Below are 24,287 nucleotides of genomic sequence, written 5' to 3' on the forward strand. Positions count from 1 at the left end.
CCTTCTTATCGGTTTTTGTATAAGAAGGGGCCCTTCCTTACACCCGTCAGCGCAGCGGGAACGAGTCCTGGTGCTCGGTCACCGGATAGACCGGCCCGGCGGCCGCCCGGCGCAGCGCGTTGGCGCTCTCGGCCGGTGCCTCCTGGCTGAGCACCGAGATGCCCGGCTCACCGGCGAGCACGAGGAACTCGGCGGCGGTCCGCACCGTGGCGGTGGGTGCCCAGACGGTGTCGACCAGCCGCAACGAGCTGAGCATCCGTTCCGGGGTCACGTCGCAGACCAGGTAGCCGCGCTGGTTGTCGATGTACTTCCAGTGCGGGCTCTCCGCCATGATCGGGTCGTACGTGCGGTGGAAGGCGGCGGTGTCCGGGTTGCCGCCCGAGGTGATCGACGTACCGGTGATCTCGGCGCCGACCACCGGCGAGGCCGGGTCGTCGAAGTCCGGCTTCAGGTCGCAGACCCAGGTGCAGTGCCGGTCCCCGGTCAGCACGACCGGATTGTCCACCTGGCCGGAGCCGAAGAACTCCAGCAGCCGGCGGCGCTGTGCCCGGTACCCGTCCCAGTTGTCCAGGTCGAACGTCTGCGCCGGTCCGGCCTGGCGGTCGTTCGAGGCCCACATCACCTGGTTGGCCAGCAGGTTCCACCGGCTGCCGGACGAGCGCAGCCCGTGCACCAGCCAGCGTTCCTGCTCCGGCCCGGTCATCGACAGCTCCGGGTTCTGCGCGTCGGCGAGGGTGGCCGGCTGGTCGCTGCGGTACTGCCGGGTGTCCAGCACGTGCACGCTGGCCAGGTCGCCGAAGCGGAGCCGGCGGTAGAGCCGCAGGTCCAGGCCGCGGGGCAGGGCCGACCGGCGCAGCGGCATGTGCTCGTAGTACGCCTGGAAGGCGGCTCTGCGGCGGGCCCGGAACGCCTCCGGGGTCTGCTGGGCCGGATCCTGCGGGATCTCGTCGGCCCAGTTGTTGTCCAGTTCATGGTCGTCGAAGGTGACCACCCAGGGAAACGCCGCGTGCGCCCGCTGGAGGTCAAGGTCGGTCTTGTACTGCGCGTGCTGGTTGCGGTAGTCGGTCAGCGAGTACGGCTCGTCGGTGCCCTGGTGCACCCGGTACGCCGCCGGGTTCGGCCGGTTCTCGTAGATGTAGTCGCCGAGGAACGCGACGAAGGCGAGGTCCTCGTCGGCCAGGTGCTGGTGCGCGGTGTACGCCCCGGCCTGGTAGTCCTGGCAGCTCGCGAACGCGAACCGCAGCCGCCGGGGCCGGGCGTGCGCCGCCGGTGCGGCCCGGGTGCGGCCCACCGGGGAGATCTCCCGACCGGCCCGGAACCGGTAGTGGTATTCGGTGTCGGCGCGCAGCCCGGAGACCTCGACGTGCACCGAGTGGGCCAGGTCGGCCACGGCGAGCGCGGTACCCCGGCGACGGATCCGGCGGAACCGCTCGTCCTCGGCGACCTCCCAGTGCACCGGAACCGGCCGGTCCGGCATGCCGCCGCCGAGCAGCGGCTGCGGGGCGAGGCGGGTCCAGAGCACCACGCCGTCCGGCAGCGGATCACCGGAGGCGACACCGAGGGTGAAGAGGCCGGTCGGTAGCGGCCCGCCGGCGCTGGACGGTACGTGCGCGGCCACGCCTGCGGAGTTGAGCAGCATCGGTCCGACCACGAGGCCGGCGGTCGCGGCACCGGCCGCCGAGACGAAGCGTCGGCGGTTGAACGGGTACGCAGGAGTCATGCCCTCGATGCTGCGGAGCTGGGGCGAAGCACGCCACCGGTAACAACCGACCTTAAGCAGTACTACAGCGGAACGAAGGGTGTACTCAGGTGCGGGGTGCCGAGCGTGGCGGCCGGCCGGGTGGCCAGCTCGGTGAGGAGCCGCTCCCGCGAGGCGCGGGCGGTGACCGGGTCGCCCTCGTGGGCGTACGGCAGCTCGGGCGCGACCAGCTGCACCGCGTGCACCAGCAGGTCGCCGGTGAGCAGCAGTGCCTGGTCGGCATGCTCGACCAGCACCGACTGGTGCCCGGGGGTGTGGCCGGGGGTGGCGACGATCCGGATCCCGGGGGCGAGCCGGAGGTCGCCGTCGAGCGCGTCGAGCTGGCCGGCGGCGGTGAGCGGGTCGAGCAGGTAGCCGGTCACCCCGGCGGGGTCGTGCCGGCGGAACGCCGCGATCTCGGCCTGTTGCAGCAGGTAGCGGGCGTTGCCGAAGTACGGGGCACCGGCCCCGCCGGTGACCGCCCAGCCGACGTGGTCGGTGTGCAGGTGGGTGAGTACCACGGTGTCGACCTGTTCCGGCGCGATGCCGGCGGCGGCGAGTTCGGCCGGCAGCCGGCCGGGCACCGGGGCCCAGCTCCGGGCGGGGGCGTCGGCGGGGCCGATGCCGGCGTCGACCAGGATCACCCGGCCGGCTGCGGGGCCGTCGTCGAAGCGGAGCGCGAAGCAGCGGAACGGCAGCCGCCACTGCCCGTCGGCGGTCACCGCGCCCGGGTCGCGTTCGTCGGCCAGCCGCCACTGTGCGGCGGTGGCGGTCGGGAACGCCTCGGTGCGGGGCTGGAAGAACAGCCCTTCGGCGTCCGGCAGCGCGACGACGGTGACCGGGCCCACGGAACGGCTGAGCATGGCAGGCAGTGTACGGGCCCCCGACACTCTCCAGTACGCTCGTACTGCTAGAGCAGATGTCCCGGAGAGGAGCGTCGCCCGATGGCGAAGATCAAGGTTACGAATCCGGTGGTAGAACTCGACGGCGACGAGATGACCCGGATCATCTGGAAGCAGATCCGCGATCAGCTGATCCTGCCGTACCTCGACGTCGACCTGCACTACTACGACCTGTCGATCCAGTACCGCGACGAGACCGACGACCAGGTGACGGTCGACGCGGCGAACGCGATCAAGCAGCACGGCGTGGGCGTGAAGTGCGCCACCATCACCCCGGACGAGGCCCGGGTGGAGGAGTTCGGCCTCAAGAAGATGTGGCGCTCGCCGAACGGCACCATCCGGAACATCCTCGGCGGCGTGGTCTTCCGCGAGCCGATCATCATGTCCAACGTGCCCCGGCTGGTGCCGGGCTGGACCAAGCCGATCATCATCGGCCGGCACGCGCACGGCGACCAGTACAAGGCGACCGACTTCGTGGTGCCGGGGCCGGGCACGGTCACCATCACCTACACCCCGACCGACGGCGGTGCCCCGGTCGAGATGGAGGTGGCGAACTTCCCCGGTGGCGGCGTCACGATGGGGATGTACAACTTCGACGACTCGATCCGGGACTTCGCCCGGGCCTCGTTCCGGTACGGACTGGACCGTGGCTACCCGGTCTACCTCTCCACCAAGAACACCATCCTCAAGGCGTACGACGGCCGGTTCAAGGACATCTTCGCCGAGGTCTTCGAGGCGGAGTTCAAGTCGGACTTCGACGCCGCCGGGATCACCTACGAGCACCGGCTGATCGACGACATGGTCGCCGCCGCGCTGAAGTGGGAGGGCGGCTTCGTCTGGGCCTGCAAGAACTACGACGGTGACGTGCAGTCCGACACCGTCGCGCAGGGCTTCGGCTCGCTGGGCCTGATGACCTCGGTGCTGATGACCCCGGACGGCCGTACGGTCGAGGCCGAGGCGGCGCACGGCACGGTCACCCGGCACTACCGGCAGTGGCAGAAGGGCGAGAAGACCTCGACCAACCCGATCGCGTCGATCTTCGCCTGGACCCGGGGCCTCGCGCACCGGGGCAAGCTGGACGGCACCCCCGAGGTGAGCCGGTTCGCCGAGGCGCTGGAGCGGGTCTGCGTGGAGACCGTCGAGGGTGGTCAGATGACCAAGGACCTGGCGCTGCTGATCTCCCGGGACGCCCCGTGGCTGACCACCGACGAGTTCATGGCCGCGCTCGACCAGAACCTGGCGAAGAAGCTCGGCGCCTGACGTTCTCGCGGCCTGCGGATGTTGACGACTCGTCAGCCATTCCGACGACGAGTCGTCAACATCTGCCGGGCCGCTGGATCGGTGACGTCGGAGATCGGTCGATTTGTGCCGTTACCGTGTGCGGGGTGCCCTCGTTGGACAGGGTGGACGTGATGCCAGTCGCGTCCAGGAAGACCGGCCCGGTCGAGGCCACCGCGAGAGGTCCGTACCGGATGGAGCGGTCTTCCCGGCTGTTGCGCACAGCCGGCCGTCCCTTCCCTGCGGGGGGCCCTGTCCCGGGCCCCCCGCGCCCTCGTCTCCGGCCCGTCGAGCCCGCTGCCGTTCACTCCTCGATCGGGCCGAGCGTCACCCGCCCGTCCTCGGCCACCTGCCAGCCCGGGTTGTGCGCGACCTCCCAGAGCAGCTCGTTCGGATCCGAGAAGTGGCCGTGGTATCCGCCGAAGGCGGCGTTCCGGCCGGACTTGACGATCGTCGCCCCGGCAGCGGCCGCCTGCGCCAGCACCCGGTCGACCTCCGCCGGGCTCTCCACGTTGTGCGACAGGGTGAAGCCGGTGGGTGCGGGCAACAGCGGCGTACCGGCACCGAGGTCGGCGGCGAACGCCTCCGCCTCGAAGAGCCCGAGCACCACCCCCGGCGCCACCTGGAAGAAGAGGATCTCGTCGGGTACGTCCAGGGTCGGCGTCCAGCCCAGCCCTTCGACGTAGAAGTCGCGGGCCCGGTCGAGATCCCGGGTGGCGACGGTGACGAAGTGCACGCGTTGTTCCATGACCAGTCATTGTCCAGACCGACGCGACCGGTGGTGCCGGTTTGCCGAGCCCGGCGCCAGGGTGCGGCGGTCAGGCCAGCTTCCGGAACTCGGCCAGACCACCGTCGGAGAGGAAGTCGGCGGTCTGGGTCATCACGATCGCGATCAGGTCCCGGTGCGGGTCGGTGAACCAGGAGGTGCCGTAGCCGCCGCTCCAGCCGTAGCCGCCGGAAACCGCAGACGCCTCGTCCGGGGTGACGGCGACGGCGACGCAGTAGCCCCAGCCGTAGCCGTCGAGCACCGGGCCGCCACTGGCGATCTGCTCCGGCGTCAGATGATTGGTGGTGATCAGCTCGACCGACTCCTCCGACAGCAGCCGCCGTCCCTGGTGCACCCCTCGGCGCAGCAGCAGGCGGGCGAAGGCCAGATAGTCGGGCGCGGTCGAGACCAACCCGTTCGCGCCGGCCGGAAAGACCGGCGGCACCGCCCACTCGGCCGGACCGGAGACGTCCCGCTCGGCCAGCACACCGGTCGCCGGGTCTCGCGCGTAGAGCCCGGCCAACCGGTCGGCGTGCGCGGCGGGCACGGTGAAACCGGTGTCGACCATTCCCAGCGGCACGAATATCCGGTCCCGGAGCAACTCCGGCAGCGGCCGGCCGGCGGCCCGGGCGACCAGCACGCCGAGCACGTCGGCGGCGGAATCGTACTGCCACCGCTCACCCGGCTGGTGCATCAGCGGCAGGGTGCCGAAGCGCCGGAGCCACTCCGCCGGCTCGTGCGGGGAGCGCGGATCGGGCGGCCCGATCGCCAGCCCAAGCTCGTCGGTGGCGGTGACGATCGGGTACGCCGGCTGGAAGGTCGGCTCGAAGAGCAGACCGTGCCCCATCCGGAAGGTCAGCAGGTCCTCGACGGTGGTCGGGCGCGCGGCCGGCACGGTGTCGTCGAGCGGACCGTCGAGCCGGCGGAGCACGCCGCGCCCGGCCAGCTCGGGCAGCAGCCGGTCGACCGTCTCGTCCAGCGCCAGCCGGCCCTCCTCGACCAGCATCATGGTGGCGACCGCGAGCACCGGCTTGGTCATCGAGGTGATCCGGAAGATGGCGTCGGCGCGCATCGGAGCGGTGCCGCCGGCCGTCAGCGTCCCGATCGGGTCGATCCGCACGTCGTCGCCCCGGGCCAGCACCGTCACCAGGCCGGGCAGGGCGCCCCGGCCGACCCGGGCCGCCATCGCGGAGTGCAGCCGGTCCGCCCCGTCCGAGTCGGTCATGGCGGCAGCCTACGGTCCGGCACCGACAGAACCGGTCGGTGCGCGGGATCAGCCGGCGTCCCGGAGCAGTTGGGCGGCCCGCTCCGGCGCGATGTCGTTGATGAAGACCCCCATCGCCGACTCCGAGCCGGCCAGGTATTTCAGCTTGTCCGCCGCCCGCCGGATGCTGAAGACCTGGAGGTGCAGGTGCGCCAGGGCCGGATCGGCGTGCACCGGCGCCTGGTGCCAGGCCGAGATGTACGGCAGCGGCCGGTCGAAGAGCCGGTCGAGCCGGCGCAGCAGGTCCAGGTAGAGCGGGCCGAAGGCGTCCCGCTCGGCGTCGTCCAGCGCCGGGATGTCCGGTACCGGGCGGTGCGGCGCGACGTGCACCTCGAACGGCCAGCGGGCCGCGGCCGGCACGTACGCCGTCCAGTGCTCGTTGGCCAGTACCACCCGATCCCCGGCGGCCCGCTCGGCGGCGAGTACGTCGGCGTAGAGGTTGCGTCCGCCGGTGCGTTCCGCGTGCCGCTCGGCGGCGGCCAGCAGCGCCCGGCTGCGCGGCGGCAGGAACGGGTACGCGTAGATCTGCCCGTGCGGGTGGTGCAGGGTCACCCCGATCTCCACCCCCCGGTTCTCGAAGCAGAAGACCTGCTCCACCCCGGGCAGCCCGGAGAGTGCGGCGGTACGGTCGGCGAGCGCCTCCAGCACGGTACGCACCCGGCTCGGCGGCAGGCTGGCGAACGACGCGGAGTGGTCGGCGGTGAAGCAGACCACCTCGCACCGCCCCGTCCCCGGCCGCACCGCCGTGTACGGGGTGATCTGGCCGGGCGGGTCGCCGGGCCGGTCGCTGAAGGACGGGAAGCGGTTCTCGAAGACCACCACGTCGTAGTCGTACGCCGGGATCTCGCTGGACCGTTCCGGAGTGGACGGACACAGTGGGCACTGGTCGCTCGGCGGCAGGAAGATCCGGCCCTGCCGGTGCGCGGCGACCGCGACCCACTCGTCGACCAGCGGGTCGTAGCGGAGCTGCGAGGCGGGCGGCGGGAGCGGCAGGTCCCGCCGGTCCGGCCCCTCCCGGACCGCGTCCGGGTGCTCGTCGAAATAGATCAGCTCGCGCCCGTCGGCCAGTTTGACCGCCATCCGCCTCACGGTGTCACCTCACAGAGCAGTAGTTCGGCCACCTGCGCCCGGAGGATCTCCCGGGCCGGTTCGGGCAGGCCGGTGTCGGAGACCACGGTGTGCGCCTCGGCCAGCTCGGCGAAGGACGAGATCCCCACCGTCGCCCACTTGGTGGAGTCGGCCAGCACCACCAGCCGGTCGGCCGAGGCCAGCAGCGCCCGGTTCGTCTCCGCCTCCAGCAGGTTCGGGGTGCTGAACCCGGCCCGCTCGCTCATCCCGTGCACTCCGAGGAAGACCAGGTCCAGGTGGAGCGAGCGGATCGTGGCCACCGCCACCGGCCCGACCAGCGCGTCGGACGGGGTGCGTACCCCGCCGGTGAGTACCACCGTCTGGTCCGGGCGGCCGGAGCGGTGCAGGATCTCGGCGACCGGGATCGAGTTGGTGACCACGGTCAGCGCCGGTACCCCGGCCAGCCGGCGGGCGAGTTCGGCGGTGGTCGTACCCGCGGAGAGCGCGACCGCCATCCCGGGGGTGACCAGCCGGGCGGCCTCGGCCGCGATGGCGGCCTTCTCGGGCCGCTGCCGCACCGACTTGACCGCGAAGCCCGGCTCGTCGGTCGAACCGGGCCGGGCGGTGGTCGCCCCGCCGTGCACCTTGGCCAGCAGGCCGCGTTCGGCCAGCACCTCCAGGTCGCGCCGGATGGTCATGTCGGAGACGCCGAACTCGCCGGCCAGCTCGGTGACCCGGACCCCGCCGGCGGTGCGGACCCGGTCGAGGATCGCCTCCTGGCGCTGCTGGGCCAGCATCAGGGCGCCCCGGTCGGTTCCGGCTCCGGCCGCTGCGCCAGCACCGCGACGCCGTGCGGCTCGACCGTGGTGCGCCCGGCCCACCGGACACCGGTCAGCAGGTCGGTTCCGGCCGCGTCGACCTCCGCCGGCCGGCCGGAGCGGTTGAGCAGGAAGAGGTACGACCGGCCGTCCGGGTGTCGCCGCCGGATCTGCTCCACCCCGGGTACGGCCGGTGCGACCGGCGCGACGCCGGCCTGCTCCGCGATCCGGGCCAGCAGCCGGCCCAGTGCGGTCTGCTCCAGCCGGGTACCGAGATACCAGGCCGCCCCGCCCTCCCCGGCCGAGGGATCCGCAACATGCGTGGCCCCCCGCCGGGTGACGGCCGGGCCGCCCGCGACCGGCCCGTTGTCGTACCTGACCAGCACCTCGGCGTCCGCCGCGACCAGCGCCTCGGTCCAGACCCCGGCCGAGGTGCCGTCGTCGAGCCGGACGGTACCGGCGGCGGGGAGTGGGAAGAACTCCTCGACCCGGATGCCGAGCAGCTCGGCGAAGCCGCCCGGCAGCGGGGCCGGGCGGACCCGGTCGCACTCGTCGACCAGCCCGCTGTACGGGCCGACCACCAGCGTCCCGCCGGAGCGGACGTACCCGGTCAGGTTGCCGATCGCGGCGTCGTCCACCAGGTAGAGCGCGGGGGCCAGCACCAGCTTGTAGCCGGTCAGGTCGGCGCCGGGCGCGGCCAGGTCGGCGGTGATTCCGGCCCGCCAGAGCGCGCTGTGCCAGCGGCGGATCTCGTCGAAGGCGACCATGTCGGTGCTCGGCTGGTTGGCCGCCTCCTGGGCCCAGACGGAGGAGTAGTCCAGCAGTACCGCGACCTCCGCCTCGGTGCGGGAGCCCTCGATCTCGGCCAGCGCCCGCAGGTGGCGGCCGAGCTGGACCACCTCGCGCCAGATCTTCGAGTCGGTGCCGGCGTGCGGCAGCATCGCCGAGTGCCACTTCTCCGAGCCGGCCCGGCTGGCCCGCCACTGGAAGAAGAGCGCCCCCTCCGAGCCCCGGGCCACGTGCGCCAGCGCGTCCCGGACAAGCTGCCCGGCCGGCTTGGCCAGGTTGCGCGGCTGCCAGTTGACCGCGCTGGTGGAGTGCTCCATCAGCAGCCACGGGCCGCCGGCCAGCGACCGGCTCAGGTCGGCGGCGAAGGCGATCTGGGCCGGTGGTTCGAGCGGGTGCTCACCGAGCAGGTAGTGGTCGTTGGAGAGCAGCCGGTCCGGGCCGGTCAGCTCCCGGCCCCAGGCCCAGTAGTCCAGGTTGACGCAGCTCGCCGTCATCAGGTTGGTGGTGATCGGGATTCCGGGGGAGAGCCGGTGCAGCGCGTCGCGTTCGGCGGTGAAGCAGGCCAGGTGCTCGTCCGAGCTGAACCGCTTGAAGTCCAGCACCTGCGTCGGGTTGGACGAGGTCGGGGTGGCCCGGGGCGGCTGCACCTGCGCCCAGTCGGTGTAGGTCTGCGACCAGAACGCCGTACCCCAGGCCGTGTTGAGGCCGTCGAGGTCGCCGTACCGGGCCTGGAGCCAGCCGCGGAACGCCTCGGCCGAGGTGTCGCAGTAGCAGTGCGCGTTGTGGCAGGCGTACTCGTTGTGCACGTGCCAGACGGCCAGCGCCGGGTGGTCCGCGTAGCGCCGGGCGAGCTGCTCGGTCAGCGCCACCGCGGCCCGCCGGTACACCGGTGAACTGGCGCAGATCGCCTGCCGGCTGCCGTACGTCAACCGCCGCCCGTCCGCGTCCACCGGCAGCGTCTCGGGGTGGGCGTGGGAGAACCAGGGCGGTGGCGAGGCGGTGGCGGTGGCGAGGCAGACCCGGATCCCTCCGGCGTGCAGCATGTCCATGATCCGGTCCAGCCGGTCGAAGTCGTACCGCCCGGGAGCCGGTTCGAGCCAGGCCCAGGCGAAGACGCCGACGGTGACCAGGTTGACCCCGGCCTCGCGCATCAGGGCCACGTCCTGCGGCCAGACCTCCTCGGGCCACTGCTCCGGGTTGTAGTCCCCGCCGTAGCTCAGGCCCTCGACGCCTCGCACCAGACCGCCCACACCGCCTCCAACGCGCTCGCACGAAATCCAACAGATACGCACACTAGCGCCTGCGGGCGGTGCGGACGGCTCAGGGAGTGTTAGGCGGGGGCCCTTCCTATGCAAAATGCGATAACAAGGGGCCCTTCCTTACAGTTGTTGCAGGCGGGACTCGACCCAGCCGGTCTCGGTCAGGTGCGTGAGCAGCAGGTGTACGCACTCGTCCACCGTCAGGTCCGTGGTGTCGAGTACCAGCTCGGCGTCGGTCGGCTCCTCGTACGGGTCGTCGACGCCGGTCATCCCGGTGAGCTGGCCGGCCCGGGCGCGGGCGTACAGGCCCTTGCGGTCGCGCCGCTCGCAGACCGCCAGCGGGGTGGCGACGTGCACCAGCACGAAACCGGCACCGGCCGAGCGGGCCATCTCCCGGGCGATAGACCGGGCCCGGTGGTAGGGCGCGATCGGGCAGCAGATGGCGAGACCCCGGTGCCGGGCGACCTCGGCGGCGACCCAGCCGATCCGGCGTACGTTCAGATCCCGGTCCGCCCGGCTGAAACCCAACCCGGCGGAGAGTTCCCGGCGGACCACGTCGCCGTCGAGCAGGGTGATCGTGCGGTCCCCGCTCTCCCGCAGCGCGTCGGCCAACCCCCGGGCGATGGTCGACTTGCCCGAGCCGGAGAGCCCGGTGAAGAAGACCACCAGACCCCGGTGCCGGCGGGGCGGCCGGGCCCGGGTCAGCTCCTTGGCGACCGCCGGCGGGGTGTGCCACTCCGGCAGCGGGAAGCCCCGGTCGAGCAGGTCCTCGATCTCCTCCTGCCCGAGCGGCAGCCGCCGGTTGCGCGGCGGGATGTCGTCCCGCCACCGCCACTGCCCGTCCCGGTTGTCGTAGGCCAGCTCGCGGGGGACCAGCATCCGCAGCCCGCCGCCGGTGAGCATCTCGGTGGTGGAGAGGACGTGCGTCACCCCGTAGGCCCGGGCCACCCGGGCCCGCAGCAGGGCGTCCCAGATGTCGTCGCCGCGCCGGGCGATCGGCACCGCGACGATGGTGGCCGGCGGCATCCGGTCCCGGGCCCCGAAGATGCTCCGGACCAGCACCTCCGGCGGCAACCCGTCCGAGCTGGTGTTGGCGACCGGGATCAGGATGAGCAGGTGGGCGGCGAGGGTCCGGACCGCGTGCGCGATCTGCGCGAGCTGCGGCCGGTGCAGCGGCCGGTCGGCGATCACCCCGAGCACCCGGCCCGGCGGCAGCAACTCCCGCACCTCGGCCGGGGCGCGGCGGAGCCGCTGGAACGGGCCGTGCCCGCCGTCGCCGATCCGGCGTACCGGGCCGCCGACGCCGAACCAGCCCTGGGTGGTGGGCCAGAGGTCGGCGACCTCCAGCAGCGCGGTCGGCGCCCCCTCCGGGTCGGTGAGGACCAGGCCGCGCTCGACCGGATTGTTCAGGTCGATTCCGCTGACCAGGTCGGCCGGGACCTGGAGGGTCACCGGCACCGGCCAGGCGGAGCCGTCGGCGAGCCGGCCGCGCCGGGCCACCGAGGCCAGGTCGGCCCGGCCCATGAAGCCGGTGAGCGGGGCGTACGCTCCGGAGAGCAGCAACTCCAGGTCGGCCAGCTCATAGGGGCGCGGCGTGTACGCCGGAGCGTCACGCAGCAACTCATCGGGCAGCACCCACCCGTTGCTCATCGCACCCCCAACTACCCGGCCGGCCGGCACACAGTTTCGCAGCCGGCCGTCGATCGGTCGAGACCGCCACTCCCGTTTGGACGCCCGGATCGGTGGCGTCCGCGTTCGTTCGGTGGCCATCAGGAGGTTACCCAACCGGACGCGGGGATTACGAAAGTCTTGCCCGGCCCCTAGGGGAGGCGGCCGCCACCGCCCGGGCGATTCAGGGGTACTTCCAGGGTGGTTTCCTGACCTCCGGTACGTGCCACCGGCCCTACCCTGGCAGCGTGACACTGATCGCGACCCAGTCGCTGACCAAGACGTACGGCAATCGGGTGACCGCGTTGTCCGACCTGACGGTCACCGTCGAGCCGGGCATCGTCGGTCTGGTCGGAGCCAACGGAGCGGGCAAGTCGACCTTCATCAAGATCATGCTCGGTCTGCTGGAGCCGACCGGCGGACAGGCCCGGGTGCTCGGCCTCGATCCGACCGTGGACGGCCACCAGGTCCGGGCCCGGGTCGGCTACATGCCCGAGCACGACTGCCTGCCGCCGGACCTGTCGGCCGCGGAGTTCGTCACGCACATGGGACGGATGAGCGGGCTGCCCAAGACGACGGCCCGGGAGCGGGCCTCCGAGACGCTGCGGCACGTCGGCCTCTACGAGGAGCGCTACCGCCAGGTCGGCGGCTACTCCACCGGCATGAAACAGCGGGTCAAGCTGGCCCAGGCGCTGGTGCACGACCCGGACCTGCTGCTGCTCGACGAGCCGACCAACGGGCTGGACCCGGCCGGCCGGGACGCCATGCTCGCCCTGATCGAGCGGATCGGCACCGAGTTCGGCATCTCCGTGCTGGTCTGCTCGCACCTGCTCGGCGAGGTCGAGCGGATCTGCGACGCACTCGTCGCGATCGAGGGCGGCAAGCTGCTCCGGTCGGCGCAACTGGCCGACATGACCGCGGTGACCGAGGTGCTCTCGGTGGAGGTGAGCGAGGGCACCGAGGATCTGGCCGCCCGGCTCGCCGCCGCCGGGCTGCCGGTCCGGCAGGACGGCCGGCTGCTGCTCGTACCGCTGCTCGACCCCGGTGCGGTGGCGGCCGGCGCGCAGGCGCGGGACTCGGCCCTCGACAGGACGTACGACCTCATCCTGACCGCGGTCGCCGAACTGGACCTGCCGCTGCACCGGCTCGACCAGCGGCGGCACCGGGTCGTCGAACTCTTCGCCACCGATCCGGCCCGGGTTGCCGAGCCGATCGCCACCGGCACCGCCCTGGAGGGCGCCTGATGACCACGCTCGACACCCCGCGGACCGACCGTCCGGCCGGGGTCATCCACGATATCGGCTACCAGCGGTACGACGGTCCCCGGCTCGGCCGGCGGCACCTGGTCGGCGCGCTCTACCTGCACAGCCTGCGTACCGCCTTCGGGCTCGGGCGCACCTTCAAGGCGAAGATCTTCCCGTGGCTGATCGTCGGGGTGGTCGGGGTGGTCGCCGCGGTGCTGACCGCCGTCCGGGCCCAGATCGGCGAGTCGCCGTTGAGCTACGCGGAGTTCCCCGAGACGCTCAGCGTGCTGATCATCTTCTTCTGCGCCATCGTCGCCCCGGAACTCGCCTCCCGGGACCTGCACAGCGGGGTACTGCCGCTCTACTTCGCCCGCCCGCTGCACCGCTCGGACTACGCGCTGGTCAAGCTGGCCGCGCTGATCTCGGCGACCTTCCTGACCATCGGCGTACCGCTGACCGTGATGTTCGCCGGCGCCGCGTTCATGGTCGACGGCATCGGGGCGGTCTGGGACGAACTCGGCGACTTCCTGCCGGCGCTCGGCTATGTCGCCGTACACGCGGTCGTCTACTCGGCGCTCGCGCTGCTGGTCGCCTCCCTGGTCCGGCGCCGCGCGGTCGCGGCCGGTGCGATCGTCGGCGCGTTCCTGCTGACCACCCCGGTGGTCGCGGTGCTGTCGGTGATGCCGTACGAGGCGGCGAACCAGCTCGCCGGGCTGGCCAGCCCGGTCACCCTGGTCGCCGGGATCGGTGACTGGGCGGTCGATGCGAGTAGTGACCTCGACGTCGGCCCGTACGGCCCGCTCTACGGCCTGGTCGCCGTCGGGTTCGTCGTCGCCGGCACCCTGCTGCTGCTCGCCCGTTACCGGAAGGTCGCCGCCCGATGAGCAACCTGGAACTGACCGGGGTCTCCCGCTGGTACGGCAACGTGGTGGCCGTCAACGACGTGTCGATGAATCTCGGCCCCGGGGTCACCGGGCTGCTCGGGCCGAACGGCGCCGGCAAGACCACCGTGCTGCACATGATGGCCGGGTTCCTGGCCCCCTCGAAGGGCACGGTGACGCTCGACGGGGAACCCACCTGGAAGAACCCGGAGGTCTACCGGCGGCTCGGCCTGGTCACCGAGCGGGAGTCGGTCTACGACTTCCTCAGCGCGTACGAGTTCGCGCTGGCCAGCGCCCGGCTGCACCGGATGGCCGAGCCGGAGGCGGCGGCGCGGCGGGCGATCGAGCTGGTCGAGCTGACCGACGCGCAGGACCGCCGGATCGGCACCTACTCCAAGGGCATGCGCCAGCGGGCCCGGGTCGCCGCCGCCCTGGTGCACGACCCGCAGGTACTGCTGCTGGACGAGCCGTTCAACGGGATGGACCCGAGGCAGCGGCTGCACATGATGGAGCTGCTGCACTCGCTCGGCGGGCAGGGCCGGACGATCCTGTTCAGCTCGCACATCCTGGAGGAGGTCGAGCAGGTCTCCGGCACCGTCCAGGTGATCGTCTCGGGCCGGCTGGCCGCCTCCGGCGACTTCCGGACCATCCGGCGGCTGATGACCAACCGGCCGCACGTCTTCGCGGTGCAGTCCAGCGACGACCGGCGGCTCGCCGTGGAGCTGATCGGCCAGCCCTCGGTCACCGGGGTGGACCTCAACCGGGACGGGCTGACCGTCCGGGCCGGTGACTACGGCAGCTTCACCCGGGCCCTGCCGAAGATCGCGCTGGCCTCCGGCATCCGGATACGCCGGCTGCTGCCCTCGGACGAGTCCCTGGAGAGCGTGTTCTCCTACCTGGTAGAGGCGTGAGGATCATGGCGACTGTTTCCTGGATCACCGCGCGTGGGCTGCTCGGCCGGCGCCGGTTCCTGCTGCTCTTTCCGCTGCCGCTGCTGCTGGTCGGGCTGGCCGTGCTGGCCCGGGTGACCGGCATCGCCCCGACCGAGTGGGGTCAGCCGGTCGTCTACGGGCTGGGGCTGGGCGTGGTGCTGCCGGTCACCGCGCTGATCGTCGGTACGGCGGTGCTCGGCTCCGAGATCGACGACGGCACGCTGCTGCACATCCTGACCAAGCCGCTGCCCCGGTGGCAGATCGTGCTGCCGAAGCTGGCCGTGGCGACCGGGGTCACCGCCCTGACCGTCGCCATCCCGCTCTACGTCGCCGGGGTACTGGTCGAGTCCGTACGGTTCGGGCTCGGGCTGGCCGCCGCGAGCGCGGTCGGCGCGCTGGCGTACTCGGCGTTCTTCCTGGCCCTGAGCCTGCTGACCCGCCGCCCGGTGCTGCTCGGCCTGGTCTACGTGCTGATCTGGGAGGGCCTGCTCAGCAGCATCGTCAGCGGTACCCGGGTGCTGTCGGTGCAGCACTACGTGGTGACCCTGACCGACCGGATCGCGCCGACGGCGCTGCTGGACGGTTCGGTGTCACTGCCGGTGGCGATCGTGATGAGCGGGGTCTTCACGGTCGGCTTCACCCTGCTGGCGATCCGCCGGCTGGGCAGGTTCAGCGTGGCCGGCGAGACGAGCTAGCCGGTCGGGTGGCGGCCCGGCGCTGCGGGCCGCCACTCCAGCGCCCGGCGTACCGTGACCGCCATCGCCCCTCCCGCTGCCTGCTCGACGTCCGGGTGACCTGTGGCCGGGACGCCCCGGCCGAGGGAGATCAGCCGGTGTTGCGCATCCCGGCGGCGATCCCGTTGACGGTGGTGAGCAGGGCCCGTTCCAGCGCCGTACCGTCGCCGGGGGCGCGCCGGCCGCCCGGAGCGGTGGCCATGGCCCGGCCGGCGGCACCCGAGTCGCGGTACTGCCGCAGCAGCGCCACCTGGAGGTGGTGCAGCGGCTCCAGATAGGTGTCCCGGACGGCGAGGGTGCGCTGGAGCACCGGAGAGTTCTCCAGCAGCGCGGGGGAGGCGGTGATGGCCAGCACCTCCCGTTTGGTCAGCTCGTACTCCGCCTCGATCATGTGGAAGATCGGGTGCAGCGGCTCCGGTACCAGGGTGTCGACGTACCGGCGGGCGATGTTCAGGTCGGTCTTGCTCAGCATCATCTCGACGTTCGACAGGAACGTGCCGAAGAAGTGCCAGGCCCGGTGCATCTCGGTCAGGATGTCGGCCATCCCGGCCTCGCGGGCGGCGGCCAGCCCGGACCCGACGCCGAACCAGCCGGGGACGATCTGCCGGGTCTGGGTCCAGCCGAAGACCCACGGGATGGCGCGCAGCCCGGCCAGCCCGGCCCCGGTGTTCGGCCGCTTCGCCGGCCGGGAGCCGATGTTGAGCGCGCCGAGCAGCTCGGTCGGGGTGGAGGCCCAGAAGTACGCCGGCAGGTCCGGGTTCTCCACCAGCGACCGGTAGCGCCGGTATGCCGCGCCGGAGACCACGTCCATGGTGGCGTCCCAGCGGTCCAGCGCCTCGGCGGGCTGCCGGGGGGTGGTGTGCAGCAGGGTGCTCTGCAACACCGCCGCCAGGGTGAGTTCCAGGTTCTCCCGGGCCAGCGAGGGGAGCGTGTACTTGTCGGAGATGACCTCGCCCTGCTCGGTCACCTTGATCTCGCCGTCCAGCGTGCCGTACGGCTGGGCGAGGATCGCCTCGTGGGTGGGGCCGCCGCCCCGGCCGACCGTACCGCCCCGGCCGTGGAAGAGCCGCAGCCGTACGTTGTGCCGGGCGGCCACGTCCCGCAGTGCCCGCTGCGCCCGGTGGATGGACCACTGCGAGGTGGTGATCCCGGCCTCCTTGTTGGAGTCGGAGTAGCCGAGCATCACCTCCTGCACGTCGCCCCGGGCCGCCACGATCGCCCGGTACGCCGGCAGCGACAGCATCTCGTCCAGCAGCTCGCCACCGGCGTCCAGCTCGGCCGGGGTCTCCAGCAGCGGCACGAAGCCGACCCGGGCCCGGCCGGTGTGCACGTCGACCAGCCCGGCCTCCCGGGCCAGCACCACGGCGGCGAGTACGTCGTCCACGCCGAGCGTCATCGAGATGATGTACGACTCGATCACCTCGACGCCGAACCGCTCCTGCACCTCGCGGATGGTGCCGAAGACGTCGAAGGTCTTCCGGGCCGGCTCGGTCAGCGGGGTGTCCATGGTGGAGAGCGGACGGCGTCCGGCCAGCTCCTCGGCGAGCAGCTTGGTCCGCTCGGTCCGGCTCAGCGTCGCGTAGTCCGGCACCTCGCCGACCTGGGTGTAGAACTGGGAGAGCACCACGTGGTGCGCCTCGGCGTGCTCCCGGATGTCCATCGTCGCCAGGTGCGGGCCGAAGGCGGCGACGGTGCGGATCGCCGAGGCGAGCCGGCCGACGGCGGTGAGCTGGCCGGAGTTGCGGGCCAGCGAGGCGCGCATCAGCTCCAGGTCGGCGAGGAGGTCGGCCGAGCCCCGGTAGTCCCGCCCCGGCACGTGCGCGGTGCCCTGGTTGAGCCGGCGCCGGGTGTTGGCGAGCTTGGCCCGGACGCAGCGCGCCTTGAGCCGGTACGGTTCCTCGGCGTTGACCCGGCGGAACCGGGGGGCCACCTCGGGGAGCGCGTCCAGGTCCTTGGCGAGGCTGGCGCTCAGGTCGAGGCTGACCCCGCGCAGCCGGCGGGAGACCGAGATCTCGTTGATCAGCGCCTCCATCGCCGCCTCGGTCGCCTGGATGCCGTGCTCGTACTGGATCAGCAGCACGTCCCGGGTGACCTGCGGGGTGACGAACGGGTTGCCGTCGCGGTCGCCGCCGATCCAGGTGCCGAAGGTCAGCGGCCGGGCGGTCGGCGCGGTCTCCACGCCGAGCCCGCGCAGGGTGTCGGCGAGGTCGTCGAGGACCTGCGGCGCCGCCTCGGCGTAGAGGTCGCGCAGGTAGTAGATGGCGTTGCGGGCCTCGTCGGTCGGGTCCGGCCGGTCGAGCCGCAGCTCGTCGGTCTGCCAGAGCAGGTCGAGCAGTTCGGCCAGCCGCCGGCTGGCCGGGCCCTCGTCGCTGGCGCCGTAGAGGATCGCGGCGGCGGCCTCGGCGTCGAGTTCGTCGGCGACGGCGCGCAGCTTGGAGAGGATCGACCGGCGGGCCGCCTCGGTCGGGTGGGCGGTGAAGACCGGCCGGACGGAGAGCCGGCGGGCGACCGAGGCGATCTCCTCCGGCGGCACCCCGCGCTCCCGGATCAGCCGGGCGGCCTGGTCCAGCCAGCCGCCGTGCGCGGCCCGCTGCCGGCGCAGGTCGCGGGAGCGGTGCACCTGTTCGGTGATGTTGGCCAGGTGGAAGTAGGTGGAGAAGGCCCGGGCCAGCTTGGTGCCGGTGGTCACGTCCATAGCGCCGAGCCGCTGGGCGGCCGCCTCCGCGTCGTGCCGGACCAGGGCGCGGACCTCCTCGACCAGGTCGAGCAGGGGCGGGCCCTCCTGGCGGGCGAGGGTCTGGCCGAGGAGCTTGCCGAGCCGGCGGATGTCGGCCCGCAGCGCGGCGTCGGGTCCGTCGTGATCATGCTGGTCGGTCACCGTGCGCTCCTTGATCGAGTACGGAGGACAGCGTTGTCCGACACAGTGGATGCTATCGGCGGCCGGTCCCGGAACGCTAACGAGGCTCGTGCCGTACTGGTTGGCCGCAGGTACTGGTAGAGCCTATCCGGTGCCGACAAAACGTACGTTATGTCGAGTCCCGGGCACCGGTACCCGTGATCGTTAATTTGCTCACGTCCTGCCCGTACGCCGCCGCCCACTAGCCTGGCGGAATGTCCGAGCGGTCCGGTCCGACACCGCGCTACCCGCCGAAGCCCCGCCCCGGCGACCGGGTCGCGGTGGTCTCCCCCTCCGCCGGCCTGCCCGGGCTCTTCCCCGAGGTCCACGAGCTGGGCCTGCGCCGGCTGCGCGACGAGTTCGACCTGGTGCCGGTCGAGTACCCGACCACCCGGGCGGTCGACGCCGACCCCCGGGACCGGGCCCGGGACCTCACCGCCGCCTTCGCGGACCCGTCGGTCACGGCGGTGCTGGCCACCATCGGCGGCGAGGACCAGATCACCGTCGTCCCGCACCTGGACGACGCGGTGCTGCGGGCGAACCCGAAGCCGTTCTACGGCTACTCCGACAACACCAACCTGCTGGCCCACCTCTTCGACCTGGGCATCGTCGGCTACCACGGCGGCTCGGTGATGGTGCACCTCGGCCGGGGCGGCGCGACCCATCCGGTGACGGTGGAGTCGCTGCGTACCGCCCTGTTCGGCGAGGGCTGGCACGAGCTGCTCGAGGTCGCCGAATACACCGACGAGTCCGGCGACTGGCGCGACCCGACCGGGTTGGCCCGGACCCCGACGATGTTCCCGGCCTCCGCCCGGCGCTGGTACGGGCCGGAGCGGCCGGTCGAGGGGCGGATCTGGGGCGGCAACCTGGAGGTGCTCTCCTGGCTGCTCCGGGCCGGCCGGGTCGGCCCGAACGAGGCGTACGCGGGCTGCGTGCTGCTGATCGAGACCTCCGAGGAGCTGCCCCCGGACGCCGAGGTCTACCGGATCCTGCGGGACATGGGGGAGCGGGGCCTGCTCGGCGGCTTTCCCGCCGTGCTGGTCGGCCGGGCCAAGGCCTGGGACCTGGCCCGACGGCACACCCCGGAGGAGAAGCGGGCGTACGCCGACGCCCAGCGGGCCGCCGTACGCCGGGCCTGCGCCGAATACGCCCCCGACGCGGTGGTCGTCTTCGACCTGGAGGTCGGGCACACCGACCCGCAGCTCGTCGTCCCGTACGGCGGCGAGGTCCGGCTCGACGCGGCGGCGAAGCGGATCAGCGTCCGCTACTGACCGGCGGCCTCGACCGCGCGCTGGATGCCGTCGAGCAGCAGGCGCAGCCCGAACCGGTAGGCGTCGGCCATCGCGTCCGGGGTGTCGACGAAGCCGCCCGCCTCCCAGGTGCGGTTCATCGCCGGATAACGCTCGACGTCGAAGTGTTCCGCCCAGAACGAGTCCCGGTCCGACCACCACTCGTCGGTCGACTGCCCGGTGGCCCGCTCCAACTGGTCCGCCTCGGCCTGCTGCCGGGCGGCGGCGTCGACGAAGTTGACGATCGCGTTCCCGGCGGCGACCGTCTGCCGGGCCGGCAGGCCGAGGTCGGCCAGGGCGGCCAGCAGGTACTCCTGCTGGGCGAGCAGGCCCGGCCCGAGCGGCGGGCGGACGGTGGAGACCTCCCGCAGCCACGGGTGGCGCTGGTACATCGTCCGGGTCCGCTCGGCGTACAGCTCGATCCGGGCCCGCCAGTCCGTCGGGCGTACGTCGCCCGGGCCGGGGAGGTCGCGGTCGGCCATCACCCCGTCGACCATCAGGTCGATCAGTTCGGCCTTGCCCGGGACGTACGTGTAGAGCGACATCGTGCCGACGCCGAGTTCCTCGGCGACCCGGGCCATCGACATGGTGGCCAGGCCCTCCCGGTCGGCGACCGTGATCGCGGCCTGCCGGATCTGCCCTACGGTCAGCCGGGGCGGGCGGCCCCGAGCGGGCCGGCCGGCGGCTCCGGGGGTGCCGGGCGGCGGCTGGGCGGTCCAGAGCAGTGCCAGGGTGCGGTCGGGGTCCCCGCCACCGCTGCGCTCCACCGGCATCGTCCGCCTCCTCCCGGGTACGGCCCGATGTTACTTCCCGTACCCGGTACGCGAATGTTGCCGCGCCCGGCGACCACCTGCCGACGGCCCGAGCGAAGTTGTCGGGTTGTCGCCTGATCCTGCCGGAAACGGCAGTCGGCTCCGCCACGGGCCGGACCTGCGGTGCCGGCCGTGCCGCAGGGTTTGTCGGGCTCAGGGGATAGGCTTGACGACGGCGTTGAGGAGGGGCCCTTCCGGCACGGCAACGCCCCGGGTCCTGCCTCACCCGCACCCCCCGCCCGCGTCGGGCGCGGGGCATTTTCCGCGTGCCCATCTGCAAGGTTGTGATCTGCGTGCTCACCGGTCTGCTCACCGCCGCGCTCCGCGATCCCGCGCTGGCCCGGGCCCGCTCGCTGGCCCGCACCGGCGGTCCGGACGTCGACGGGCTCGACCTCACCGCCCCGCCCGCGCTGCGGCCCTTCCTGGTCGCCGCCGTGGCGGCCGGTGAGGAGGCGGGCGGTGCCGGGCGCCCGGTGCTCGCCGTCACCGCCACCACCCGGGAGGCCGACGACCTGGCCGCCGCGCTGGGCAGCCTGCTCCCGCCGGAGCAGGTAGTGGTCTATCCGGCCTGGGAGACCCTGCCGCACGAGCGGCTCTCGCCGCGTTCCGACACCGTCGGCCGGCGGCTCGGTGTGCTCCGCCGGCTGGCCCACCCCGACCTCGCCGAGCACCCCGGCCCGGTCCGGGTCGTCGTCGCCCCGGTCCGCTCGGTGTTGCAGCCCCAGCTCAAAGGGCTGGGCGACCTGGAGCCGGTCCGGCTCGCCGCCGGGGCCGAGGCCGGGCTGGAGGAGACCGCCCGCCGGCTCACCGACCTGGCGTACGCCCGGGTCGACCTGGTCACCAAGCGCGGGGAGTACGCCGTCCGGGGCGGCATCCTGGACGTCTTCCCGCCCACCGACGAGCACCCGTCCCGGGTCGAGTTCTGGGGCGACGAGGTGGAGGAGATCCGCACCTTCGCCGTCGCCGACCAGCGGACCATCGAGGCCGTGCCCGCGCTCTGGGCGCCGCCCTGCCGGGAGCTGCTGCTCACCGACCCGGTCCGGCAGCGGGCCGCCGAACTGGCGGCGGAGCACCCCGAACTGGCCGAGATCCTGGACAAGCTCGCCGAGGGGATCCCGGTCGAGGGGATGGAGTCGCTGGCCCCGGCCCTGATCGGCGCGGACTCGCTCGAACTCGTCCTGCACTGCATGCCGGCCGGCAGCCACGTACTGCTCTGCGACCCGGAGCGGATCCGGACCCGGGCGCACGACCTGGTGCGTACCTCGGCGGAGTTCCTGGAGGCGAGCTGGGCCGCGGCCGCCGTCGGCGGCCAGGCCCCGGTCGACCTCGGCGCCGCCGCCTTCAAGACCCTGGCGGAGGTACGCGCCACCGCCGCGACCCTCGGCCAGCCCTGGTGGTCGGCATCCCCGTTCGGCCTGGTGGAGGCCGCGCCGGGGCCGGCCGCCACGGTCGAGCCGTGGGCGGTGGAGCCGGAGCCCGAGGTGACGGTGGTGCCGGACGTCGGCGAGTCGGTGGCGCTGGCCGCCCAGCCGGTGCCGCTCTACCACGGCGAGACGGCCCGGGTCGTCGACGACCTCAAGCGCTGGGTCGGCGACGGCTGGGCGGTGGCGCTGGTCTTCGAGGGGCACGGGCCGGCGCAGCGCGCCGTCGAGGTGCTCCGGGACGCCGGGCTCGGCGCCGCGCTGACCGAGACCGTGCCGGCACCGCCGGCCGCCGGTGAGCTGGTGGTGACCTGCGGCTCGCTCAACCACGGGTTCCTGGACGGCGCCTCCCGGATCGCGGTCGTCACCGGCAACGACATCACCGGCGGCCGGGGCTCGTCGACCCGGGACATGCGCAAGATGCCGAGCCGGCGGCGCAACACCATCGACCCGCTGGAGCTGCGGGCCGGCGACTACGTCGTGCACGAGCAGCACGGCATCGGCCGGTACGTCGAGCTGGTCCAGCGCACCGTCAACGGCGCCGACCGGGAATACCTGGTCATCGAGTACGCGGCCAGCAAGCGCGGCCAGCCCGGCGACCGGCTCTTCGTCCCCACCGACCAGCTCGACCAGCTCTCCCGCTACGTCGGAGGCGAGCAGCCGACCCTGCACAAGATGGGTGGCGCCGAGTGGCAGAAGGCCAAGGCGCGGGCCCGCAAGGCGGTCAAGGAGATCGCCGCCCAGCTCGTCCAGCTCTACGCCGCCCGCAAGGCGTCCAAGGGGTACGCGTTCGCCCCGGACACCCCGTGGCAGCGGGAGCTGGAGGACGCCTTCCCGTACACCGAGACGCCGGACCAGCTCGCGGCGATCGAGGAGGTCAAGCGGGACATGGAGCAGCCGACTCCGATGGACCGGCTGATCTGTGGCGACGTGGGCTACGGCAAGACCGAGATCGCGGTCCGGGCGGCGTTCAAGGCGGTGCAGGACGGCAAGCAGGTGGCCGTGCTCGTCCCGACCACGCTGCTGGCCCAACAGCACTACAACACCTTCGCCGAGCGGATGGGGCAGTTCCCGGTGCAGATCCGGCAGCTCTCCCGGTTCCAGACGCCGAAGGAGGCCGAGCGGACCCTGGAGGCCGCCGCCGACGGCAGCGCCGACATCGTGATCGGTACCCACCGGCTGCTCCAGTCGGCGACCCGGTTCAAGTCCCTCGGCATGGTGGTGGTGGACGAGGAGCAGCGGTTCGGCGTCGAGCACAAGGAGCACCTGAAGACGCTGCGTACCGCCGTGGACGTGTTGACCATGTCGGCGACGCCGATTCCCCGGACCCTGGAGATGGCGATCACCGGCATCCGGGAGATGTCGACCATCGCCACCCCGCCGGAGGAGCGGCACCCGGTGTTGACCTTCGTCGGGGCGTACGACGACAAGCAGGTCGCCGCGGCGATCCACCGCGAGCTGCTCCGCGACGGCCAGGTCTTCTACCTGCACAACCGGGTCGAGTCGATCGACCGGGCAGCGCGGCGGATCCGGGAGCTGGTGCCGGAGGCCCGGGTCGCGGTGGCGCACGGCCAGATGGGCGAGGACGCCCTGGAGAAGGTCATGGTCGGCTTCTGGGAGAAGGAGTACGACGTCCTGGTCTGCACCACGATCGTCGAGTCCGGCATCGACATCCCGAACGCCAACACGCTGATCGTGGAGCGGGCCGACCTGCTCGGGCTGGCCCAGTTGCACCAGATCCGGGGCCGGGTCGGCCGGGGCCGGGAGCGGGCGTACGCCTATTTCCTCTACCCGCCGGAGAAGCCGCTGACCGAGCACGCGCACGAGCGGCTGGCCACCATCGCCCAGCACACCGAGCTGGGCGCCGGGATGTACGTGGCGATGAAGGACCTGGAGATCCGGGGCGCCGGCAACCTGCTCGGCGGCGAGCAGTCCGGGCACATCGAGGGGGTCGGCTTCGACCTCTACGTCCGGATGGTCGGCGAGGCGGTGCAGGCGTTCAAGGGCGAGGCGCCGGAGGAGGAGGCCGACATCAAGATCGACCTGCCGGTCGATGCGCACCTGCCGCACGACTACATCGGGGTGGAGCGGCTGCGCCTGGAGATGTACCGCAAGCTCGCCGAGGCCCGGGACGCCGGCCGGCTGGCCGAGGTGGTCGCCGAGATGACCGACCGGTACGGCGAGCCGCCGGAGCAGGTCGCCAACCTGGTGGCGGTGGCCCGGTTCCGGCTGCTGGCCCGGGCGTACGGCCTCACCGACGTCTCGGCCCAGGGCCGGCACCTGCGGTTCTCCCCGCTGCCGCTGCCGGACTCGAAGCAGTTGCGGCTCAAGCGCTACCACCCGGACGCGGTCTACAAGTCGGCGACCGACCAGGTGAGCGTGCCGCGCCCGACTACCCGGCGGATCGGCGGCGAGCCGCTGCGTGACCAGGCGCTGCTGGACTGGTGCGCGCAACTGCTCAAGGACGTGCTCGGGGAGCCGGCGCGGGCGGCGACGGGTGAGCCCGCGAGGTGAGCGCCCGGGTGGGC

The 24,287-nt window shown here is 72.7% G+C and carries 17 protein-coding genes; 7 read left to right on the top strand and 10 right to left on the bottom strand.

The features are described 5' to 3' along the window. Positions 1 to 46: 46 nt before the first annotated feature. Together V1634_RS03540 and V1634_RS03545 are read right to left on the bottom strand one after the other, a co-directional pair. Complete coding sequence (locus tag V1634_RS03540) at positions 47 to 1,720, bottom strand: alkaline phosphatase D family protein (RefSeq protein WP_331206278.1); 1,674 nt, start codon at positions 1,718 to 1,720, stop codon at positions 47 to 49. A gap of 62 nt (positions 1,721 to 1,782) precedes the next feature. After that, a complete protein-coding gene (locus V1634_RS03545; protein ID WP_331206279.1) occupies positions 1,783 to 2,601 on the bottom strand; it encodes an MBL fold metallo-hydrolase in 819 nt (272 codons plus the stop codon). A gap of 81 nt (positions 2,602 to 2,682) precedes the next feature. On the opposite strand from V1634_RS03545, the gene V1634_RS03550 reads away from it, so the two are divergent. Then, entirely contained in the window at positions 2,683 to 3,900 is a 1,218-nt protein-coding gene (locus V1634_RS03550) for an NADP-dependent isocitrate dehydrogenase (RefSeq protein ID WP_331206280.1), read from the top strand. A 322-nt stretch (positions 3,901 to 4,222) separates the two neighbouring features. Here the strand turns inward: V1634_RS03550 and V1634_RS03555 are convergent, their stop codons facing one another. From V1634_RS03555 to cysC, 6 genes are all read right to left on the bottom strand, one after another. After that, entirely contained in the window at positions 4,223 to 4,666 is a 444-nt protein-coding gene (locus tag V1634_RS03555; RefSeq protein ID WP_331206281.1) for a VOC family protein, read from the bottom strand. A 70-nt stretch (positions 4,667 to 4,736) separates the two neighbouring features. Beyond that, entirely contained in the window at positions 4,737 to 5,909 is a 1,173-nt protein-coding gene (locus V1634_RS03560; RefSeq protein WP_331206282.1) for a serine hydrolase domain-containing protein, read from the bottom strand. A gap of 48 nt (positions 5,910 to 5,957) precedes the next feature. Next, entirely contained in the window at positions 5,958 to 7,028 is a 1,071-nt protein-coding gene (gene galT, locus V1634_RS03565) for a galactose-1-phosphate uridylyltransferase (RefSeq protein ID WP_407951709.1), read from the bottom strand. 5 nt (positions 7,029 to 7,033) lie between these two features. Continuing rightward, positions 7,034 to 7,813, bottom strand: a complete 780-nt coding sequence (locus tag V1634_RS03570) for a DeoR/GlpR family DNA-binding transcription regulator (protein WP_331206284.1) — start codon at positions 7,811 to 7,813, stop codon at positions 7,034 to 7,036. Next, positions 7,813 to 9,873 (bottom strand): beta-galactosidase, encoded by a 2,061-nt coding sequence (locus V1634_RS03575; protein WP_331206285.1) that lies wholly within the window; start codon positions 9,871 to 9,873, stop codon positions 7,813 to 7,815. Before V1634_RS03575 ends, V1634_RS03570 begins: the two co-directional genes overlap by 1 nt. Positions 9,874 to 10,002: 129 nt before the next feature. Further along, on the bottom strand, positions 10,003 to 11,532 hold the full coding sequence (gene cysC, locus V1634_RS03580) for an adenylyl-sulfate kinase (protein ID WP_331206286.1): 1,530 nt from the start codon (positions 11,530 to 11,532) through the stop codon (positions 10,003 to 10,005). 266 nt (positions 11,533 to 11,798) lie between these two features. On the opposite strand from cysC, the gene V1634_RS03585 reads away from it, so the two are divergent. The 4 genes from V1634_RS03585 to V1634_RS03600 are packed head-to-tail and all read left to right on the top strand — an operon-like array spanning position 11,799 to position 15,302. Further along, complete coding sequence (locus V1634_RS03585; protein WP_331206287.1) at positions 11,799 to 12,794, top strand: ABC transporter ATP-binding protein; 996 nt, start codon at positions 11,799 to 11,801, stop codon at positions 12,792 to 12,794. After that, a complete protein-coding gene (locus tag V1634_RS03590) occupies positions 12,794 to 13,678 on the top strand; it encodes an ABC transporter permease subunit (protein WP_331206288.1) in 885 nt (294 codons plus the stop codon). Before V1634_RS03585 ends, V1634_RS03590 begins: the two co-directional genes overlap by 1 nt. Then, complete coding sequence (locus V1634_RS03595; protein WP_331206289.1) at positions 13,675 to 14,586, top strand: ABC transporter ATP-binding protein; 912 nt, start codon at positions 13,675 to 13,677, stop codon at positions 14,584 to 14,586. The genes V1634_RS03590 and V1634_RS03595 overlap by 4 nt, the downstream gene beginning before the upstream one ends. A 5-nt stretch (positions 14,587 to 14,591) precedes the next feature. Beyond that, positions 14,592 to 15,302 (top strand): ABC transporter permease, encoded by a 711-nt coding sequence (locus tag V1634_RS03600; protein ID WP_331206290.1) that lies wholly within the window; start codon positions 14,592 to 14,594, stop codon positions 15,300 to 15,302. Positions 15,303 to 15,432: 130 nt separating this feature from the next. Here V1634_RS03600 and ppc read toward each other — a convergent pair whose 3' ends face one another. Then, a complete protein-coding gene (ppc, locus tag V1634_RS03605) occupies positions 15,433 to 18,219 on the bottom strand; it encodes a phosphoenolpyruvate carboxylase (RefSeq protein WP_331206291.1) in 2,787 nt (928 codons plus the stop codon). A 233-nt stretch (positions 18,220 to 18,452) separates the two neighbouring features. On the opposite strand from ppc, the gene V1634_RS03610 reads away from it, so the two are divergent. Further along, entirely contained in the window at positions 18,453 to 19,508 is a 1,056-nt protein-coding gene (locus V1634_RS03610; protein WP_331206292.1) for a S66 family peptidase, read from the top strand. Here the strand turns inward: V1634_RS03610 and V1634_RS03615 are convergent. Then, a complete protein-coding gene (locus V1634_RS03615; protein ID WP_331206293.1) occupies positions 19,502 to 20,299 on the bottom strand; it encodes a TetR/AcrR family transcriptional regulator in 798 nt (265 codons plus the stop codon). The genes V1634_RS03610 and V1634_RS03615 overlap by 7 nt on opposite strands. 332 nt (positions 20,300 to 20,631) lie before the next feature. Here V1634_RS03615 and mfd point away from each other — a divergent pair, with 332 nt between their 5' ends. After that, entirely contained in the window at positions 20,632 to 24,273 is a 3,642-nt protein-coding gene (gene mfd / locus V1634_RS03620) for a transcription-repair coupling factor (RefSeq protein WP_331206294.1), read from the top strand. The last annotated feature ends 14 nt before the right edge of the window (positions 24,274 to 24,287 follow it).

This window comes from Plantactinospora veratri (assembly GCF_036421995.1).
Lineage (GTDB): Bacteria > Actinomycetota > Actinomycetes > Mycobacteriales > Micromonosporaceae > Plantactinospora > Plantactinospora veratri.

Excerpts from the sequence above, each read along its gene's own strand:
- V1634_RS03540 (WP_331206278.1), bottom strand. The coding sequence starts at position 1,720 with ATGACTCCTGCGTACCCGTTCAACCGCCGACGCTTCGTCTCGGCGGCC.
- V1634_RS03545 (WP_331206279.1), bottom strand. The coding sequence starts at position 2,601 with ATGCTCAGCCGTTCCGTGGGCCCGGTCACCGTCGTCGCGCTGCCGGAC.
- V1634_RS03550 (WP_331206280.1), top strand. The coding sequence starts at position 2,683 with ATGGCGAAGATCAAGGTTACGAATCCGGTGGTAGAACTCGACGGCGAC.
- V1634_RS03555 (WP_331206281.1), bottom strand. The coding sequence starts at position 4,666 with ATGGAACAACGCGTGCACTTCGTCACCGTCGCCACCCGGGATCTCGAC.
- V1634_RS03560 (WP_331206282.1), bottom strand. The coding sequence starts at position 5,909 with ATGACCGACTCGGACGGGGCGGACCGGCTGCACTCCGCGATGGCGGCC.
- galT (WP_407951709.1), bottom strand. The coding sequence starts at position 7,028 with ATGGCGGTCAAACTGGCCGACGGGCGCGAGCTGATCTATTTCGACGAG.
- V1634_RS03570 (WP_331206284.1), bottom strand. The coding sequence starts at position 7,813 with ATGCTGGCCCAGCAGCGCCAGGAGGCGATCCTCGACCGGGTCCGCACC.
- cysC (WP_331206286.1), bottom strand. The coding sequence starts at position 11,532 with ATGAGCAACGGGTGGGTGCTGCCCGATGAGTTGCTGCGTGACGCTCCG.
- V1634_RS03590 (WP_331206288.1), top strand. The coding sequence starts at position 12,794 with ATGACCACGCTCGACACCCCGCGGACCGACCGTCCGGCCGGGGTCATC.
- V1634_RS03595 (WP_331206289.1), top strand. The coding sequence starts at position 13,675 with ATGAGCAACCTGGAACTGACCGGGGTCTCCCGCTGGTACGGCAACGTG.
- V1634_RS03600 (WP_331206290.1), top strand. The coding sequence starts at position 14,592 with ATGGCGACTGTTTCCTGGATCACCGCGCGTGGGCTGCTCGGCCGGCGC.
- V1634_RS03610 (WP_331206292.1), top strand. The coding sequence starts at position 18,453 with ATGTCCGAGCGGTCCGGTCCGACACCGCGCTACCCGCCGAAGCCCCGC.
- V1634_RS03615 (WP_331206293.1), bottom strand. The coding sequence starts at position 20,299 with ATGCCGGTGGAGCGCAGCGGTGGCGGGGACCCCGACCGCACCCTGGCA.